Below are 16,345 nucleotides of genomic sequence, written 5' to 3'. Positions count from 1 at the left end.
CCGGCCCGACGGCGCCGTCACTCGTCGGCGAGATAGTCGTCCTGTACGGCAACGACGTCCGTCGAGTCTTCGCACGCGGCGTAGCGGCGGAGGGGTTCCTCGTTCAACTCGAGGAACGTCTCGCCCCAGCGAAAGGGCTCGAGCAGCCGTTCGGCCGCGTCGGGTTCGCCGAGGATCCACAACCCGGCGGCCAGCGCCTCCGCGGTCGTGAGTGTGAAGGGACGGCCGAAGTTCACCGGGTTCGCCGCCACCAGAAACGGCAGCGCCCGGTGCTCGCCCGGCATCGAAAATGCCGCGGCCTCCGCGGACTCCCAGGAGCAGTCGAGGGCCACGAGGGTGTCGAGGGCGGCATCGCGGTCGGCCGGCGACAACGCCCGCTCGGCGTGGGGATTCAGGACGACCCCGTAGGGCACGGCCTTCATCCGTCGGTGGAGGATCGCCCGGTCGAACTTCTCGAGGCGGCGGGCCGTGCACTTCTCGGGGTCGTCGTCGCCCTCGTAGTAGACGTGACGCTCCACGCGGGGTGATAGGGCTCGGTCGGCCTAAACGGAACTGGTTCCGGCTACCAGGATGGTGGTTCACCTCCCGCGTCGCTCGAATGGCCGCGGATGCGTCGTTCCGAGCGTCCCATTATCGATTATTACGACGGTGAGCCCGGCCACACGATTTAACGCGTTCTGCTGACTGGTTTACGTATAAATGTCTAGACGACACTCGCGGCGAGTACTCCTCCGCCGGTTCGGTGCTGCCGGCGTCACCGGCGTCGCCGCTTCGGTGGCCGGCTGCTCGGGATTCCCGACGGGTGACGAGGAGACCGACGACGGGGAGTCCGGTGGTGGGGATGACGAGGCCGATGGTGAGGATGACGGCGAGGACGGCGGTGTCGTCGATCGAACCGACGACGAGCAGGATGACGACCCGAACGAGGGGCCGAGCGTCGACCTGGGACCGCCGGTGGAGGCGATCGACTTCGTCGTTCCGACGGTGGAGGTGAACGCCGACCGGAACGAACTCGCCCACCTGACGGTCGAAACGTGGGAGGAACTCGGCGTTGCGGTGAACGTCGTCGAAGTTCCGTTCGAAGAGCAGGTCGAACGGACCCTCATCTCGCACGACTTCGACGCGTCGTTATTGGGCTGGGGCGGCACGCCGGAGCGGATCGATCCGCACGTCTTCCTCACGAATCTCCACCACTCCGGAAACGACGAGGCGGGTGGCCAGAACGCGCCGGGATTCGACGATCCGGCCTACGACGAACTCGTCGAGACGCAGGCGACGCAACTCGATCGAGAGGAACGGCGGGAAACCGTCCAGGCGGCCCAGGCGGTGCTCGCGAACGAGCAACCGCGTACGTTCGTCGCGAACGAGGGGGGCGTGCACACCTACGATGCCGGCCACATTTCGAACGTCGGGCCGTCGCTCGGCGAGGGACTCTCCTCGTTCTGGAACGCGGTCGAGGCGGAGCCGGTCGACGGCGACGTGCTCCGTATCGGATCCACGGTAGCACTCTCCTCGTTCAACCCGCTGGACCCGATCACGGTCGGCAACCGACGGGTCGTCGAACTTCTATACGATCGACTCTATCGGCTGGATCGCGAGGGTCGTCCGACTCCGTGGGCGGCGACCGGCGACCCCGTGATGACCGACGAGCGTACGTACATCGTCGAACTCCGTTCCGACACGACGTTCCACGACGGCGAGGCTGTGACCGTCGAGGACGTGAAGTTCTCCGTCGAGCTGTTCGCGGACTACTCGAACAGCTTCCTCGAACCGATCGACGAGATCGACGTGAGCGGGAACGAACTCACGTTCCACCTGGCAGAGCCCTTCGCGCCGTTTCGAGCCACCGCCCTCTCGTCGGTCGCCATCCTCCCAAAGCACGTCTGGGACGGACGTTCGAACCCCGTCGTGGACGCGGACGACGAATCCGTCGGTAGCGGTCCGTTTCGACTGGCGGACTGGAACCACGGCGACGAACTCCGACTCGAGGCGTACGAGGCGCACTTCGATCCACCGGCCGTAGACCGACTGGTCAGGCTCTCGAACGCCGACTCCTCGGCGCTGTTTCGGGACCTCGAGGCGGGTCGGCTCGACGCCGTCGACGAGGTTCCGCGGGGATCGGCGATCGAACTCGTCGAGAACGCGAACGAGCTCGAGACGGTCCCCTATCACCACACCGGCTTCGTGAGCATCTCGTACAACACGCGTCGCGAGCCCCTCGACGACGTCCACGTCCGTCGGGCGCTCGGCCGTGCCGTCCCGAAATCGCGCTACGTCGACGAGATCCGCGACGGCATGGGAACGGTCGCCCACTCGCCGATCGCCGAACACAACGCCGCCTGGTACAATCCAGACGTCGAGCGGTTCGACCTCGACGTCGACGCGGCCCGCACCGAACTCGAAAAAGGTGGCTACGAGTGGGACGAGGAGGGGAAGCTCCACTATCCTGCGGACCGCTAGCGCACGAGGGAGAGCCGACGGACGTCGTTGTGCCGTTCTAGGTGGACGTGAACGGCGACGGGCGATACGGACTGGTTCTCTGCAGGCCCGTTCACATCGAATGTGTCTCCGTTTCGAGAGCTAACCGCGGCCGGTGCTCGAACGCTACCGGGCCGAAGGCTGGCCGAACTCCGCATCGGTTAGAGGGGCCCTCACCGAACTCGGTATCCCCCACGTCGTACGCGATACGCGACTCCCGGGGACGAGGGCGGCGACGTCACGAACGAACTCGCCCACCGCGAGCTGACCGAGATCGACGGCGAGGATCGGATTCCGCTGCGCGTCGACACCGGCCACGAGGAGGCGCCGTACGGGGGCGGCGGTCGTCGACTCCCTCGATGCCACTACGGCTACACGCTGGCGCGGACGGATTTCTCCTCCGATCGGTCCCTCGACGAGCGTTCGGCCCGTCAGGCTTCGTCGTGGATCGTCTCGCCCCGATTGAGGCGGGCGGCGATCGAGAACGTCTGCTCCGCCTCCCGCCTCGTCGGGAAGTGCGCCGACACGTATCGAGCCGTCGCGATCAGCGGCAGGCGGCGATCGGCTTCGGTCTCCGCGAGCTCGAGCTGACGGAACGCCGCCTCCACGTTCTGGAGCGTGTGGAAGCCGGCGTCCTCGCGCATGAGGCCGTGGCCAAGCGTGCGCTTCAGGTCGGCGGGGTCGCCGCCGCAGTCGAAGTGTTCACCGACGAGCCGGCCCGCGTCGTTCACCTTCCCCTCCTCGTCGAACGTTCCGAGGAGGTCCTCGCGGATCGCCTCCGGGTCGCGACCGGTCTCGTGGTCGCCGGGCTCCGGGAGCGGCGCCGGCGGCGTGTTGAGAAACCGGTCGAGGTAGACGCTCGTCGCGGCGTCGAAGACGCCCCGATAGCACTCGATCGCGTCCGTCCGGCGCGCGAAGCCGTGGACGGCGTTGGCGTACGAGAACGTGTGGTGGACGGTGTTCCAGTCGCCGAACTCGTTCGCGGTGCCGAAGCGGGCGACGCGGGTCGCGGCGGCGCGGGCCACCTCGGCCGCGAGCGCCTCGGTCCCGGCGCCGCCTCTCGCGGCGTCGGCCAGCGCGTCGACGATCGCCGCGGGGTCGTCCGACAGCAGCGTCTCGCGAAAGTCCGCGGGCCGTTCCCACGTCTTCCCCTCGCCCGCGGCTGCCAGCGCTTCGAGCCCGCTCGTCGCGGAGACGTCGCCACCGTAGACGTCCTCCAGCAGCGCCACGAGGTCGACCGGCTGGCGCCAGGCCGAGAGTTCGTCGCTGCGGGCGGCGGTGGTCAGCTGATCCACGAGGGCGGCGAGCGCGTCGTCGGCCAGTTCCCAGCCCACGTGCTCGAGGGATTCGAACGCCTTGTTGGCGAAATCGAGCACGTGACCGGAACTCAGGTACGGGTGGTCCGTGGCGGCGGCGACGACGATCTCCGCGACGGCGGCCGCCTCGTAGCCCGCGGCGATCGCGGTCCGCAGGCAGCGCTCGGCGCCGTCCGCGTCGCGGACCTCGACGCAGTCCCGGAACCACGACTTGAGGCGCGCGAAAGGCACCTCGCTCGTCGCAAACGACGGCTGGTCGAAGTTCGGGGGTTCGCCGGCGCAGTCGTCGGCGACGTGGCGCGCGCCGGTGTACAGCGCTCGCTTGCGGTCCTCGGGCTCGAGGTCGTCCGTCAGGTTGGCCGTACAGCCGAGGATCGTCAAGCCCGAGGACCACCCCATCTCCCGGTAGCGCGTGCCGAACTCGACCGTCGTCGCCATCGGATCCGCGTAGTCGACCCCGGCGTCGAGCAGCCCGATCGTGGACTTCGCGACCACGAGTCGGAGGTTCTCCTCGAGCCCGGTCTCGAGGCGTTCGGCCCAGTGCTCGGCCGGCGGCTTCTCTCGCGGCGGGTTCGGGTCGACGTGGACTCGGCCGTCGCGCACCGCGACGGGGTAGGTCCGGACGTCGTCCGCCCACGGATCGAAGGTGTCGCCACAGGAGAGTTCGAAGCGGGCGTGGTGCCAGTGACAGGTGAGGATCCCGTCGTCGACGGTGCCGTCGGTGAGCGGGAAGCCCATGTGGGGACAGCGGTTGTCGACGGCCCGGACCTCGCCCTCGTGGTGAAAGAGGGCGATCGCGGTGCCGTCGGGCGTCACGAGTTTTCGACCCTCGGCCTCGAGCTCGTCCAGGTCGGCGACCGGGACGAAGCCGTCGGCCGCGGCCTCGTTCGCGTCGGATGCCATGTGGTTACCTACCGCGGATCGACACAAAATCGTTCGCTGAAGCGCGTTTTTGTCCGGAACGTGATACGTGTGTGGTGGGTGTCGGGGTCGGGCGAGGGCGTCGGTTGCGGTGGGACTCTCACCGGTGCGAGCAACGACGGTCACACGGCCGATCACGAAGGCAACCGCAGCGCCCGCGATCGAGCCGTCGCACTACCCGTCGTCGACCGAACCTAGACCAGCACTTCCACTTCGTACCCCTCGCCCCTGAGATCCTCCAGGAACGCCTCGATGTGGTCGTGGCCGCGCATCTCGAGTTCGAGCTCGACCTCGGTGTCCGACATCTCGATGTCCCGGGAGGTGCGGTCGTGGTGGATCGAGTAGATGTTCGCGCGGTGGGCGCTGACGATGGCGAGCAAATCCTCGAGCGAGCCGGGGCGGTCCTTGAGGACGGTGCGGACCTTGAGGTACCGGCCCATCTCGACCAGGCCGCGGACGACGACGGTCGTCAGGGTGTTCATGTCGACGTTGCCGCCGGAGAGGAGGGGAACGATCACCTCGCCGTCGTCGTACGCGAACTCCTCGAAGATGGTGGCGGCCAGGGGGACGGCGCCGGCGCCCTCGACCATGGTCTTCGAGCGCTCGAGGAGGTAGACCATGGCGACGGCGATCTGGGCGTCGGAGACGGTGACGATCTCGTCGACGTACTCGCGGATGTGCTCGAAGGTGGTCTCGCCGACGGTTCGCGTGGCGATCCCGTCGGCGATCGTCTCGACGCCGTCGAGCTCGATCAGCTCGCCCTTCTCGAGGGAGGGCGCGGCGCTGGAGGCACCCTCGGCCTGGACGCCGATCACGCGGACGTCGGGGTTCTCGCCTTTCACCGCGGCGGCGATCCCGCTGATCAGCCCGCCGCCGCCGATCGGAACGACGACCGTGTCGACGTCGGGGCAGTCCTCGAGGATCTCCAGGCCGATGGTGCCCTGGCCGGCCATCACGTACTCGTCGTCGAAGGCGTGGACGTAGGTGCGATCCTCCTCGCGTTCGATCTCGTGGGCGCGTTCGGCCGCCTCGTCGTAGTCGGCGCCGTGGAGGACGACGTCGGCGCCGTAGTTGCGCGTCGCTCTCACCTTGGCGTTGGGCGCGTGCTCGGGCATGACGATCTTCGAGTCGACGCCGACGCGGGTCGCCGCCAGCGCGACGCCCTGGGCGTGGTTGCCGGCGCTCGCGGTGACGACGCCCTTGTCCTTCTCTCCCTCCGAGAGGGTCGCGATCCGGTTGGTCGCTCCGCGGATCTTGAACGCGCCCGTCCGCTGGAAGTTCTCCAGCTTGAGGTGGATCTCGGCGCCCGTCATGGCGGAGTAGGTGTGGGAGTACTCGAGCGGCGTGTGTCGTGCGGTCCGGCGAACCCGCTCGCGAGCGTCCAGAATATCCGAGAGATCGAGCATGCCCGCGAGTACTCGGCAGTGCCTGTTAAGGATTCGTAGTCCGGGCGGCGCCGAACCCGGCGCTGCCCGGTGACAGGGTCGAACGACTGCGCTCGCGAGCCGGTACGCGAGAGGGAATACAGGGATGCACGGCGTGTGACGTGCGTTCGTATCGGGGGCCGGTGACAACTTAAAGATGAGGGGGGCGGAGTGAAAGTAAAATCGCAAGAGTGCGACGGGGAAATTCCGGTGTCAGACGGGGAGCGGACGGACGTCATTCGCCGGTCGCGGGGGGCCGTCGGTCCCGGCGTCGGACGGTCGCATCGACTCGGTCGAGGTGCCGGCGGATCCGCGTTTCGAGGCTCCCGCTTCCGGGCCAGGTCGCGTCCGCGCCCAGTCGGTCGGGATCGCAGACGTAGAGCCACGCCCGGTCGGTCGGGACCGGCGGACCGCCATCGCCCGCCCCCTCCTCCGGTCCGCCCTCGGACGCCCCGCCCTCGGCGGCCTCGAGGGGAACCGCGACCCGAACGTACAACCCTCGGTCGACGCCCTCGTACGCGTCGAGGGTCGCGAGTCCCACCTCGTCGACGGTGAGCAGCCGGCCGTCGACGGCGTCGCCCGGCGCGAGGGTGGGATACGTCCCCTCGACGCGGCGGAGCCCCGACAGGGTCGCCTCGCCGACGAACGCGAACGGCTCGTCCGGCGCGCCGGGTCGCTCGGTGTCTTTCCCGACGGTCCCCGCGCGGGACCGCGTCCCCGATTCGTCGGGCAGCACCGCCCGCGTCCGCTGGGGGTCCGTTAGCGTCCCGTAGACGAAGACGAGGTGTTCGAACTCGGGTACGACGCGGTCGAACTCGGTCACGGGTTGGCGTTCCACGGGCGATCCCTTTTCGGTATCGGTGCGGCGGGCGTTCCGCTATCGCTACACTCAATGTCCCGTCGACGTTTCGAAACGTATGGCCGATCGGAGCGTCCGCGCGCGAACGTTCGCCGTCTGGCGGCGGGTGCTCGCGCTCTCGTGGCCGATCATGGCCGAGCAGACGACGCGGACGCTGATGCGGACGGTCGACATCATCGTCACCGGGCTCTTCTCGCCGGCGGCGATCGCGGCCATCGGGCTGGCGGACCTCTACGCCCGCCTTCCGCTGCGAATCGGGCTCGGGCTCGGCGGCGGCGCGATCGCGCTCTCGAGTCAGGACACCGGCAGCGGCGCGACGCGGACGCGCGACGAAGCGATCACGCAGGCGATCGCGATCGGCGCGCTCGCCGGAATTCCGTTCGTGATCCTCGGATTCCTGCTGAGCGAGTACGCGATCGCCGTGCTCGGCGCGGAGTCCGAGGTCGTCCGCTACGGCTCGATCTACCTCGTCATCATCATGGCGACGGCGCCGGCCCGCCACGTGGGGCTGATCGCCGCCCGCGCGCTACAGGGCACCGGTGACACCGTGACGCCGATGGTGGTCAACGTGGTCGCGAACGTCGGGAACGTCACCGGCTCGGTCGTCCTCGGACTGGGATGGTTCGGCGCACCCCGGCTCGAGATCGTCGGCGTCGGTATCGCGACGGCGGTGGCGAACGTCTTCACCGCGGTCGTCCTCGTGGCGGTCATCGCGAGCCCCTACCGCCAGGGTTCGCTCGTCCGTCCCACCGACTGGGTGATCGCGAAACAGCTCGTCGCCGTCAGCACGCCGCGCGTCGCCGAGGGGATGGTCGCGACGGCGATCGACTTCCCGTTCAACTCGCTGTTGCTCCTGCTCGGCACCGAGGTCAACGCGGCCTACCAGGTCGGTCGGCGGCTCTACCAGCAGATCACGAGCCCGCTCTCGCGCGGATTCAACGTCGCCGCGAGCATCGTCATCGGCCAGTCGCTCGGCGCCGGCCGGCCCGAACAGGCCCGCTTCGAGGGGTGGGCCATCGCCGGCCTCGGGCTCGCCACCGTCGGCGTCATCGGCGTCGCGCTCGCGATCGAAGCCCACCAGTTCGTCCGGATCTTCACCGACGACCCCGAGACCGTCGAGCACGCCGTCACCTTCGCCGTCGCCTACGGGATCGGCGCGCCGTTCCTCGTCGCCTACATCGTCATCGCCGGGGCGCTCCAGGGCGCCGGCGAGACGAAGATCCCGTTCGCCGCCCGGGTCAGCGGGCTCTTTCTCTTCTACCTCTGCTTCTCGTACGTCGCCGCCGTCCACCTGGGCTTCGGACCGCTCGGGATCGCGATCGGCATCGTGTGCTACTTCGTCTGGGCGCTGCTCGTCGTGACCGCGGGCTACCTCTACAGCGACTGGGCGGGGAAAGCCGCCCGGATGATGGAAGAGCGCGGGAGTCTGGGGGGCGACTGACCGGGCCGACCGCGTCGGGCGCCTCGGATCGCGGCGACGCCCCGCCGATTCGGGGGTCTCGCGTCACCGTCGTTCCCGAGGACGCCCGGCACCTGAGAGCCGGCGGGTCGTTCGACCGACCGCGCCGGATCGGACCCGCCGACGCCCGTCCCGCAGGCCGGGGTATTACCCCCTGGGCGCCGTTGTCTACCCGATGACGAAGACCCTGCTGTCCCTCCTTGGAGGTCGGGTCCGGTGGATGCTGGTCGTCGGCGTCGCGGCGATCATCGCCGTCTTCTCCGTCGTCCCGCTGCCGGCGTCCCTGCGCGAGTTCGGCCCCTTCGGTGTGCTCCCGGTCGGGTCGTACGTCCACTTCCTGGCCTACGCCGGACTCGCGGCGTCGCTCGCGTCCGCGCTCGCCGACCGTGCCCGGTCCGACGGGGCCGTCCTGTCGGCGGTCTTCGTCGTCGCCGTCGGCTACGGCGTCGCGCTCGAACTCGTCCAGCTGACGCTGGCGCACCGACACTTCAGCCGCCGCGACATCCTGGTGAACGCCGCCGGCACGACGCTGGCGGTCGCGGCCTGGCGCTACCTGTTCGGTCGCGCTCGCCGCGGTCGCGTCGAACGGTCGGCGACGCCCGAGCCGTAGCCGTCGCCCCGGCCGCGGTCGTCGGGAGGACGCGATCGAACGCGCCGCGGGCGCTTACCGCTCCTCCAGCGGGACGAACTCCCGATCCTCGGGGCCGACGTACCGGCCGCGCGGCCGAATGAGGCGGTTGTCCGCCTGGTACTCGAGGACGTGGCCGGTCCAGCCCGCCGCTCGGCTCATCGCGAAGATGGGCGTGTACATGTCCATCGGGACGCCGAGCTGGTAGTAGACCGAGCCGGAGTAGAAGTCGACGTTGGGGGCGATCCCCTTCTCGACGAGCCCCTTCTCCTCGGTGAGGTACTCCTCGATCGTGGAGGTGATCTCGTACCACTTCGGGTCGCCGCTCTCGGCGAGCTCCTCGCTGCGCTCCTGGAGGATCTTCGCCCGCGGGTCCTTCACGTTGTAGACGCGGTGGCCGAAGCCGGGGATGCGCCGGCCCTCCTCGGTCGCCCGCTCGACCCACTCGCGCGGGTCGAGGTCGCTCTCGTCGATCTCGAAGAGGACCTCCATCACGTCCTGATTGGCGCCGCCGTGCAGCGGTCCCGACAACGCGCCGATGCCGCCGGTCACCGACGAGTAGATGTCGGCCATCGTCGAGCCGATCACCATGGCGGTGAACGTCGAGGCGTTGAGCCCGTGGTCGGCGTGGAGGATCAGCGCCTGGTCGAACGTCTCGGCGGCGACCTCGTCCGGCTCCTCGCCGGTCTGCATGTAGAGGAAGTTGGCCGCGAGCCCCAGCTCCGGGTCGGGGTCGAGGATCTCCTCTCCGCGGCGAACCCGGTCGAAGGCCGCGAGCACCGTCGGGATCTTCGCCGTGATCCGGCGGGCCTTCCGGCGGGTGGCGTCGCGGTCGTCGGGCTTCGCGTCGGCGTCGGTGTCGTACGCCGACAGCATCGAGACGGCGGTCCGCATCGCCGCCATCGGGGACTCGTCGGCGTCGGCGAGCGCGCGGACTGTCTCGAGGACGTCGTCGTCGACCTCGCGTTCCTCGCCCATCTCGTCGGTGAACGCCTCGAGCTCGTCCCGGTCGGGGAGGCGGCCGTGCCAGAGCAGGTAGACGACCTCCTCGTAGCTGGCGCCTCGCGCCAGGTCCTCGATGGCGTAACCGCGGTAGATCAGCCGACCGGCGTCGCCGTCGATCGAGCTGAGCTCCGACTCCGCGGCGAGCACACCCTCCAACCCTTTGTTGAGCTCGTCAGCCATAATCGGTGCTTTCGGTCGGCGGTGGAAAAGTATTGTCGTTTGGGCGGGGACGAGAGTCTGCACCATCGACACGTCCGTTTATCACCGTTTACGCGACCGACGATCGATCGTCTCCCGGGGCCGCGAACCGAACGTCACGATCGACCCGGAAACCGGTTGACGCCGCCGACCGACCGGAGTCTCCCTAGCGGTCGGCCTCTCGTCGGAGATCGACTTCCCCGGTGCGCCGACGACCGACGTCGACGTAGACGGCGAAGCCGTCGGGCCCCTCGTCGAGATCCAGGCCGATGGTTCGCAACCGGAAGTGGCGGCTGCCCTCGATCGTCCGCCGCACGAGCTCGGCGTCGAGCTTCTCGCCGGTCCTCGCGCTCGAGGACTTCCTTCGCTTCCTCGCGTCGGTCCGGCGGCACCACCAGCTCGTCGACCGGGCTGCCGATCGCCGTCTCCGGACCGTAGCCGAACGTCTCGACGAACGCCTCGTTGACCGCGGCGACCACGGGTACCTCGTCTTCGTGGGCGTAGGCGACCGTCGGCTCAGGGAAGTTATCGAACAGCGCCGAGAAATCGCTCGCGCTCGCGCTCGAGCTCGCGTTCGGCCCGCGACGTTCGGCCGGCGTTCGGCGGGTTCAATCCACCCGCTCGGCGGGCACGCCCGCGACGGTTGCCCCCGCCGGGACCGAGTCGAGGACGACGCTACCGGCCGCGACGGTGGCGCTCTCGCCGACGGTGACGTCGCCGAGCAGGGTCGCGTTCGCGCCCAGCGTGACGCCGTCCTCGACGGTCGGGTGACGCTTCACGCGGGCGTTGACGTCGCCACCGAGGGTGACGCCGTGGTACAGGTGGACGTCGTCGCCCACGACGGCCGTCTCGCCGATCACGACGCCCATTCCGTGATCGATCGTCACCCGCCGACCGAGCTCGGCCGCCGGGTGGATCTCCACGCCGGTTAGCCCTCGGGCCAGGTGGGCGAACAGGCGCGCGAGCAGTCGGTGGCCGCGATGCCAGAGCGCGTGGGCCACGCGGTGGCCCCAGACGGCGTGCAGGCCCGGGTAGGTGAGCGCCACCACCAGAAATCCCGTCGCCGCCGGATCCCGCTCGCCCATCGCGGCGACGTCCTCGCGGAGTCCGTCGATCGCGGCCGCGACGGTCTCACCGATTCCGTCGAGCATGCCGCCCCCAGCCAGCGGCCGCAGTCGATCGCGGTAGGATGGTCAGAGAGCGGGCCTCTCGCGGGAACCGGCGGCGACCGGTCGATCGGTGGTCGTCGGCGGCCCGGTCGGTGGAATCGATGCGGACCATGCGACCGCATTGGATCCGGCGGGAAGAAAACGTTCGGTCTCCCAGCGAGCGGGTCGCCGGCGCCGGTCTTCGACGGCGGTGGGTCCGACGAGCGCCGGTCTTCGACGGCGGTGAGATCGTCGGGTGTCGATCCTCGTAGGTGATCGACCCGCCGGGCGACCACCTACGACGGCGGTGGACCTGGCCCACGATCGCTCCCGCTCCCGCTTGCGCTCGGCTCCGGGTCACCCTCGACGACGTTCGACTCGCATCCAGCTCCCGACGGGGCGTCTGTCCCTGAAACCGAGACGCGCTCGTCCCCGAAGTCGAGGCGTGCTCGCCCCGAAATCGAGGCGTGCTCGTCCCCGAAGTCGAGACGCGCTCGTCCCCGAAGTCGAGGCGTGCTCGTCCCGAAATCGAGGCGCGCACGCTCACGAAATCGACACGATCCCCGCGCGGCCCACCTCGCTTCGGATCGTTTAATTGTCCGTTCGTCGAACCGCCACCATGCGCCTCGGAGCCGCCGTCACCGCCGTCGGCAGGGTTTTCAGGAACCGTCCGTCGGACCTGCTCCCGTTCTACGTCCTCGGGGCGGCCGTCGCGACGATCGGCCAGGTCACCGCGCTGGCCGGGGTGGTCCTGGCGTACGCCTACCTCGCCGCGACCGGCCGGACCGCGGCGCTCCGCGAGGAGCTGACGGCGCTCGAGGAGCCGCCGGACGCGGACGCCGACCCGGCGGCGTTCGAAGCGTGGATGGACGATCTGCTGGCGGCGCTCGAACCCGCGCTGACGCCCGTGATCGGGACGATCTTCGCACTGACGGGGATCGCCTTCGTGACGGTCGTGCTCGTCGCCTACGCGGCGATCGGTGCCGGCCAGCTGTCGGCGTGTTTCGCCCGGCTCCGGGACGAGCGGGGGCTCGAAGCCGGCGTCGCCGGGACTCGGCGCCACTGGCCGACGTTCCTCGGGCTCTACCTGCTCGAGTTCCTCCTGTGGATCGGTATCACCGTCGCGGCGGTCGTCCTGGGGGGACTCGGCGCGACGTTGCTCGGGTTCGGCGCGATCGGCGCGGTCGTCGGCGTCCTCCTGGTCGCGCTGTCGGTACTGGGCTGGATCGCGGCCGCGATCTCGATCCGGGCGGTCTTCGCCTTCGCGCCGGTCGGCGTCGTCGTCGACCGCGTCGGCGCCGCGCGGTCGGTGTCGAACGCGGCCGGATTCGTGCGCCACAACCGGACCGAGGCCGTCTTCTACTACGTCGTCGCGCTCGCGGCGCTGTTCGGCGTCGGCGCCCTGCTCTCGCTGCTCGGGGGCGTCGGCGCGGGCAGCGCAACGGGGCTCGTCTTCGCGCTCTTCGTCCTGCCGGCGCTCGACCTGCTGAAGACGACGCTGTACGGCGGCGGTCGCGGCGCGATCGCCCCGCCGGCCCCCGTCGAGCGCTCGCTCCGCGGTCAATTCGTCGACGGCCTCCGGCGCGGCTGGCGCGAGCTGGTCGCCTTCGTCCGGGCGACGCCGGGCCATCACGCCGCGGCCGCGCTGGCGCTCGTCGCGGGTGCGGTGATGGGTTGGGTCTTCGCCGGCCCGTTCGTCGGCGAGTTCGAGGCCTCGATCGCCGGTCGCCTCGAGGGCCACGTCGCGCCCGTCGCCGCGCTCGAGTTCTTCGGGAACAACTGGACCGTCGCGCTCACGATGGCCTTCGGCGGGGTCGTCCTCGCGATCCCCGCGCTGGGCTCGCTCTGGTTCAACGGGCTCGTCCTCGGGATCTACGGCCGACTCGAGGCCGAACCCGCCGAGCTGCTCGCGTTCGTGACGCCCCACGGGATCTTCGAGATCCCCGCGATCTTCGTCGCGGGCGCCGTCGGCATCTTCCTCGGGCTCAGCTGGTGGCGAACCTGGCGCGGACCCGCCACGCGGGCCGACCTGGCCGACGACCTGGAGCGGGCGTTCTGGGTGCTCGTCGGCGTCGGCATCCTGCTAGCGATCGCCGCCGTGATCGAGGGCTTCGTCAGCCCCTACTACTGGCGGCCGTTACTCTGAACCGGCGGCCGCTCGACTCGGTTCCGCCGGAACGTGCGCTTTATCATGCCCGGTCCGGAACCGTCGAACATGGCGCCCGAGAAGAACGTCGGCGGCCTGGATCGAACGTTCAGAGCGATACTCGGCACGCTGCTGGTGGCCGTCGCGGTCGACGCGGCGATCGACGGGCGGCGGGCGGTCTCGGTCGCGGTGGGGCTCGTCGGCGCGGGCCTGCTGTTCAACGCGGCGACGCGTTACTGCGGGCTGAACGCGACGCTCGGGATCGACACCTGTTCGGACGGGAGCGGGGACGCGTAGCCGGCCGAACGGCCGAGTTCGCCGGGTCGGATCGCGATCGTCGATCGCGCGATCCCCGCGGGAGTTCCGCGACGTCGAAGGGCGATACGCGCTCGAGGACGCTGCTTCGGGCGGGTGCGCCCCCGACCTCATCGTGACCGACGAACCGATGAGCGCGCCGTCGCCGGAAATCCGACGCGGCGCGACCCCCGGAGACCGAACCAGTAAAGACACGCGACCCCATCGTCCCTGCCATGACGACGCTGGGAACCGCGAGCGCGGGCCCGGGGGAGGTCGACACGGGCCGCCTCGAGGTCGGCGAGACCCGGGACGGCAGTCCCTTCGGCCTCCCGGTCGCCGTGATCAACGGCGCCGAGCCGGGTGATACCCTCTACCTGCAGGCGGTGAGCGACGGCGACGAGTTGAACGGCGTGGGCGTCCTCCAGCGGGTGGTCCCGCAACTGGACCCCGCCGAGCTCTCGGGGACGATACTCGTCGTGGGGATCGTCAACTACCACGGCTTCCAGGTGGCCGAACACCGCAACCCGATCGACGACCGGAAGATGAACCGCACCTACCCCGGCGACGAGGCGGGGACCTCGAGCGAACGGATCGCCGCCGCGACGTTCGAGGCGGCCACGCGGGCGGACCTGATCCTCGACCTCCACCAGGGCTCGACGAGCCGGATGATCGACGAGGTGCGGGTGCGCTGTGGCCCCCGACACCGCCTGCACGAGGAGTGTCTCGAACTGGCGAAGGCCTTCGGCGCCGGCCACGTCCTCGACCAGAAGGGACCGGACGGCCAGCTGGCCCGCGCGGCCCCCGACGAGGGGATCCCGACGGTCGATCCGGAGCTCGGCGGCTGCGTCGGCTGGGACGAGTCGAGCATCGAGACGGGCGTCGAGGGCATCTTCAACGTCCTCCGGTACTACGACTTCCTCGCGGGCGACGTCGAACTCGAAGCCCAGACCCGGGCGGGCGATTTCACCCAGCACGGCGCGCCGGCCGGTGGACTCGTCTCCTTCGAGCGGGAACTCGGCGAGCGAGTGCGCGCCGGCGAGACGCTGTTCGCGGTGACGACGCCGTTCGGCGAGCCCAAGGCGGAGGTGACCGCCGACGAGGACGGGATCCTCTGGCGGACCCGCCGGCTCCCGCAGGTCGCCACCGGCGAGTACGTCTGCTCCGTCGGCACCGACGTCGACACCTACTGACGATGCCATCCGACCTCACCTGCCCCGCCTGTGACGCGGTGTACGACGCCGGCCCGGACGAGCCCTGGCGCTGCGCCTGCGGCCACGCCCTGGAGTTCGTCGAGCGGCCCTACCCCGAAGGGGAGCCGCTCCCGTTCTCGCGACTCGACACCTCCCGCGGTCTGTGGACGTTCTTCGAGTTCCTGCCGATCGAAGAGCACGTCACCTTCCACGAGGGGTTCACCCCGCTCGTCGAGGCCCCGTCCTGGGACGTCGAGTTCAAACTGGAGTACGTCTTCCCGACGGGCTCGTTCAAGGATCGCGGCGCGACGACGACGCTTTCGCGCGCAGCGGAACTCGGCGTCGAGAAGGTGATCGAGGACTCCTCGGGCAACGCGGGGGCGTCGATCGCGACCTACGCCGCCCGCGCCGGCCTGCCGGCGGACATCTACGTGCCGGACACCGTCAAGCAGTCGAAGCTGATGGCGATCCAGCGGGCGGGCGCCCGCCCGGTTCGGGTCGAGGGCTCCAGAGAGGACGTCACCGCGGCGTGTCTGAAGGCCGTCGAGGGCGACGGACGGAACCACGACGCGGCCGAACCCGTCGACGCCGGCGCCCCGATCGAAGAGGCCGAGTCCGGGTCCGACGCGAACGAAACCCGCCGACGCGGCGACGACGCTCCCTACCAGCGCGGCGAGGGCTGGTACGCCAGCCACGCCTGGAACCCGGCGTTCTACGCGGGCACGATGACGTTCGCGTTCGAGGTCGCCGCCCAGCGCGACTGGTCGGTGCCCGACGCGCTGGTCCTCCCGATCGGCCACGGCACGCTCTTTCTGGGCGCCTATCGCGGCTTCGAGCTCATGGTCGAGGCGGGCATCACCGATCGGCTCCCCCGGCTGCTCGGCGTCCAGTCGGTCGGCTACGACCCGATCGTCGAGGCCGTGGGCGGCGAGCGAGTCGTCGAGGACGACGAGGTGCGGACCGAGATCGCCGACGGGATCCAGATCAGCGAGCCGGCCCGGGGATCCCAGATCGTCGACGCGATCGAGGCGACCGACGCCACCGCGGTCGCCGTCGGCGAGGGCCCGGTCGAGACGGCCCTCGACCGGCTTCACCGCGAGGGATTCTACGTCGAGCCGACCTGCGCGGTCGCGCCCGCCGCGCTGGCGCACTTCCGCGAGCGGGGGCTCGTCGAGGACGACGAGGACGTCGTCGTTCCCCTGACGGGATCCGGACTGAAGACGCTGTGAATCCGGTCGACGGCGGTGCGGACCGATCGCGACGGGCGGTCGGCGAC

At 70.0% G+C, this 16,345-nt stretch carries 14 protein-coding genes and 1 pseudogene; 7 read left to right on the top strand and 8 right to left on the bottom strand.

Annotated elements, in window-relative coordinates; all coding sequences use genetic code 11:
• Nucleotides 1–17 precede the first annotated feature (17 nt).
• Nucleotides 18–518 carry a DUF367 family protein gene (locus tag QZT59_RS15410; RefSeq protein ID WP_290818411.1) on the bottom strand — a complete coding sequence of 167 codons (501 nt, stop codon included), beginning with the start codon at nt 516–518 and terminating at the stop codon, nt 18–20.
• A 181-nt stretch (nt 519–699) separates the two neighbouring features.
• Here QZT59_RS15410 and QZT59_RS15405 point away from each other — a divergent pair, with 181 nt between their 5' ends.
• Nucleotides 700–2,460, top strand: coding sequence for an ABC transporter substrate-binding protein (locus tag QZT59_RS15405; RefSeq protein ID WP_290818408.1), 1,761 nt, complete (start codon nt 700–702; stop codon nt 2,458–2,460).
• A gap of 449 nt (nt 2,461–2,909) precedes the next feature.
• On the opposite strand, the gene QZT59_RS15400 is transcribed toward QZT59_RS15405, so the two are convergent.
• The 3 genes from QZT59_RS15400 to QZT59_RS15390 all read right to left on the bottom strand — a co-directional run bounded on the left by QZT59_RS15400 (nt 2,910) and on the right by QZT59_RS15390 (nt 6,977).
• A complete protein-coding gene (locus tag QZT59_RS15400) occupies nt 2,910–4,697 on the bottom strand; it encodes a Rieske 2Fe-2S domain-containing protein (RefSeq protein WP_290818405.1) in 1,788 nt (595 codons plus the stop codon).
• A 212-nt stretch (nt 4,698–4,909) separates the two neighbouring features.
• Nucleotides 4,910–6,121, bottom strand: a complete 1,212-nt coding sequence (ilvA, locus tag QZT59_RS15395; RefSeq protein WP_290818402.1) for a threonine ammonia-lyase — start codon at nt 6,119–6,121, stop codon at nt 4,910–4,912.
• Between the two features lie 253 nt (nt 6,122–6,374).
• Entirely contained in the window at nt 6,375–6,977 is a 603-nt protein-coding gene (locus QZT59_RS15390; RefSeq protein WP_290818399.1) for a gamma-glutamylcyclotransferase, read from the bottom strand.
• Between the two features lie 79 nt (nt 6,978–7,056).
• On the opposite strand from QZT59_RS15390, the gene QZT59_RS15385 reads away from it, so the two are divergent.
• Together QZT59_RS15385 and QZT59_RS15380 are read left to right on the top strand one after the other, a co-directional pair.
• Nucleotides 7,057–8,439, top strand: coding sequence for an MATE family efflux transporter (locus QZT59_RS15385; RefSeq protein WP_290818396.1), 1,383 nt, complete (start codon nt 7,057–7,059; stop codon nt 8,437–8,439).
• Between the two features lie 193 nt (nt 8,440–8,632).
• Nucleotides 8,633–9,067: a VanZ family protein gene (locus tag QZT59_RS15380; protein ID WP_290818393.1), complete on the top strand. Its 435-nt coding sequence runs from the start codon at nt 8,633–8,635 to the stop codon at nt 9,065–9,067.
• Nucleotides 9,068–9,121: 54 nt separating this feature from the next.
• Here the strand turns inward: QZT59_RS15380 and citZ are convergent, their stop codons facing one another.
• The 4 genes and pseudogenes from citZ to cysE all read right to left on the bottom strand — a co-directional run bounded on the left by citZ (nt 9,122) and on the right by cysE (nt 11,439).
• The gene (citZ, locus tag QZT59_RS15375; protein ID WP_290818390.1) at nt 9,122–10,270 is read right to left on the bottom strand and encodes a citrate synthase; all 1,149 of its coding nucleotides are present in this window, start codon (nt 10,268–10,270) and stop codon (nt 9,122–9,124) included.
• A gap of 184 nt (nt 10,271–10,454) precedes the next feature.
• Nucleotides 10,455–10,604 (bottom strand): hypothetical protein, encoded by a 150-nt coding sequence (locus tag QZT59_RS15370; RefSeq protein WP_290818387.1) that lies wholly within the window; start codon nt 10,602–10,604, stop codon nt 10,455–10,457.
• 16 nt (nt 10,605–10,620) lie between these two features.
• Nucleotides 10,621–10,827, bottom strand: a pseudogene (locus QZT59_RS19245) (PAS domain-containing protein); the annotation flags it as partial.
• Nucleotides 10,828–10,896: 69 nt separating this feature from the next.
• Nucleotides 10,897–11,439 carry a serine O-acetyltransferase gene (gene cysE / locus QZT59_RS15365; RefSeq protein ID WP_290818384.1) on the bottom strand — a complete coding sequence of 181 codons (543 nt, stop codon included), beginning with the start codon at nt 11,437–11,439 and terminating at the stop codon, nt 10,897–10,899.
• A 616-nt stretch (nt 11,440–12,055) separates the two neighbouring features.
• On the opposite strand from cysE, the gene QZT59_RS15360 reads away from it, so the two are divergent.
• From QZT59_RS15360 to QZT59_RS15345, 4 genes are all read left to right on the top strand, one after another.
• Nucleotides 12,056–13,582: a stage II sporulation protein M gene (locus QZT59_RS15360; RefSeq protein ID WP_290818381.1), complete on the top strand. Its 1,527-nt coding sequence runs from the start codon at nt 12,056–12,058 to the stop codon at nt 13,580–13,582.
• Between the two features lie 69 nt (nt 13,583–13,651).
• Nucleotides 13,652–13,879: a DUF2892 domain-containing protein gene (locus QZT59_RS15355; protein ID WP_290818378.1), complete on the top strand. Its 228-nt coding sequence runs from the start codon at nt 13,652–13,654 to the stop codon at nt 13,877–13,879.
• A 233-nt stretch (nt 13,880–14,112) separates the two neighbouring features.
• Nucleotides 14,113–15,069, top strand: a complete 957-nt coding sequence (locus QZT59_RS15350; RefSeq protein WP_290818375.1) for a succinylglutamate desuccinylase/aspartoacylase family protein — start codon at nt 14,113–14,115, stop codon at nt 15,067–15,069.
• A 2-nt stretch (nt 15,070–15,071) separates the two neighbouring features.
• Nucleotides 15,072–16,298 (top strand): threonine synthase, encoded by a 1,227-nt coding sequence (locus QZT59_RS15345; protein WP_290818372.1) that lies wholly within the window; start codon nt 15,072–15,074, stop codon nt 16,296–16,298.
• The last annotated feature ends 47 nt before the right edge of the window (nt 16,299–16,345 follow it).

The sequence above is a fragment of the Halovivax sp. genome (genome assembly GCA_007119345.1).
In the GTDB taxonomy this organism is placed as follows: Archaea; Halobacteriota; Halobacteria; order Halobacteriales; family Natrialbaceae; genus Halovivax.
This window is presented reverse-complemented; position numbering and strand designations above follow the sequence as displayed.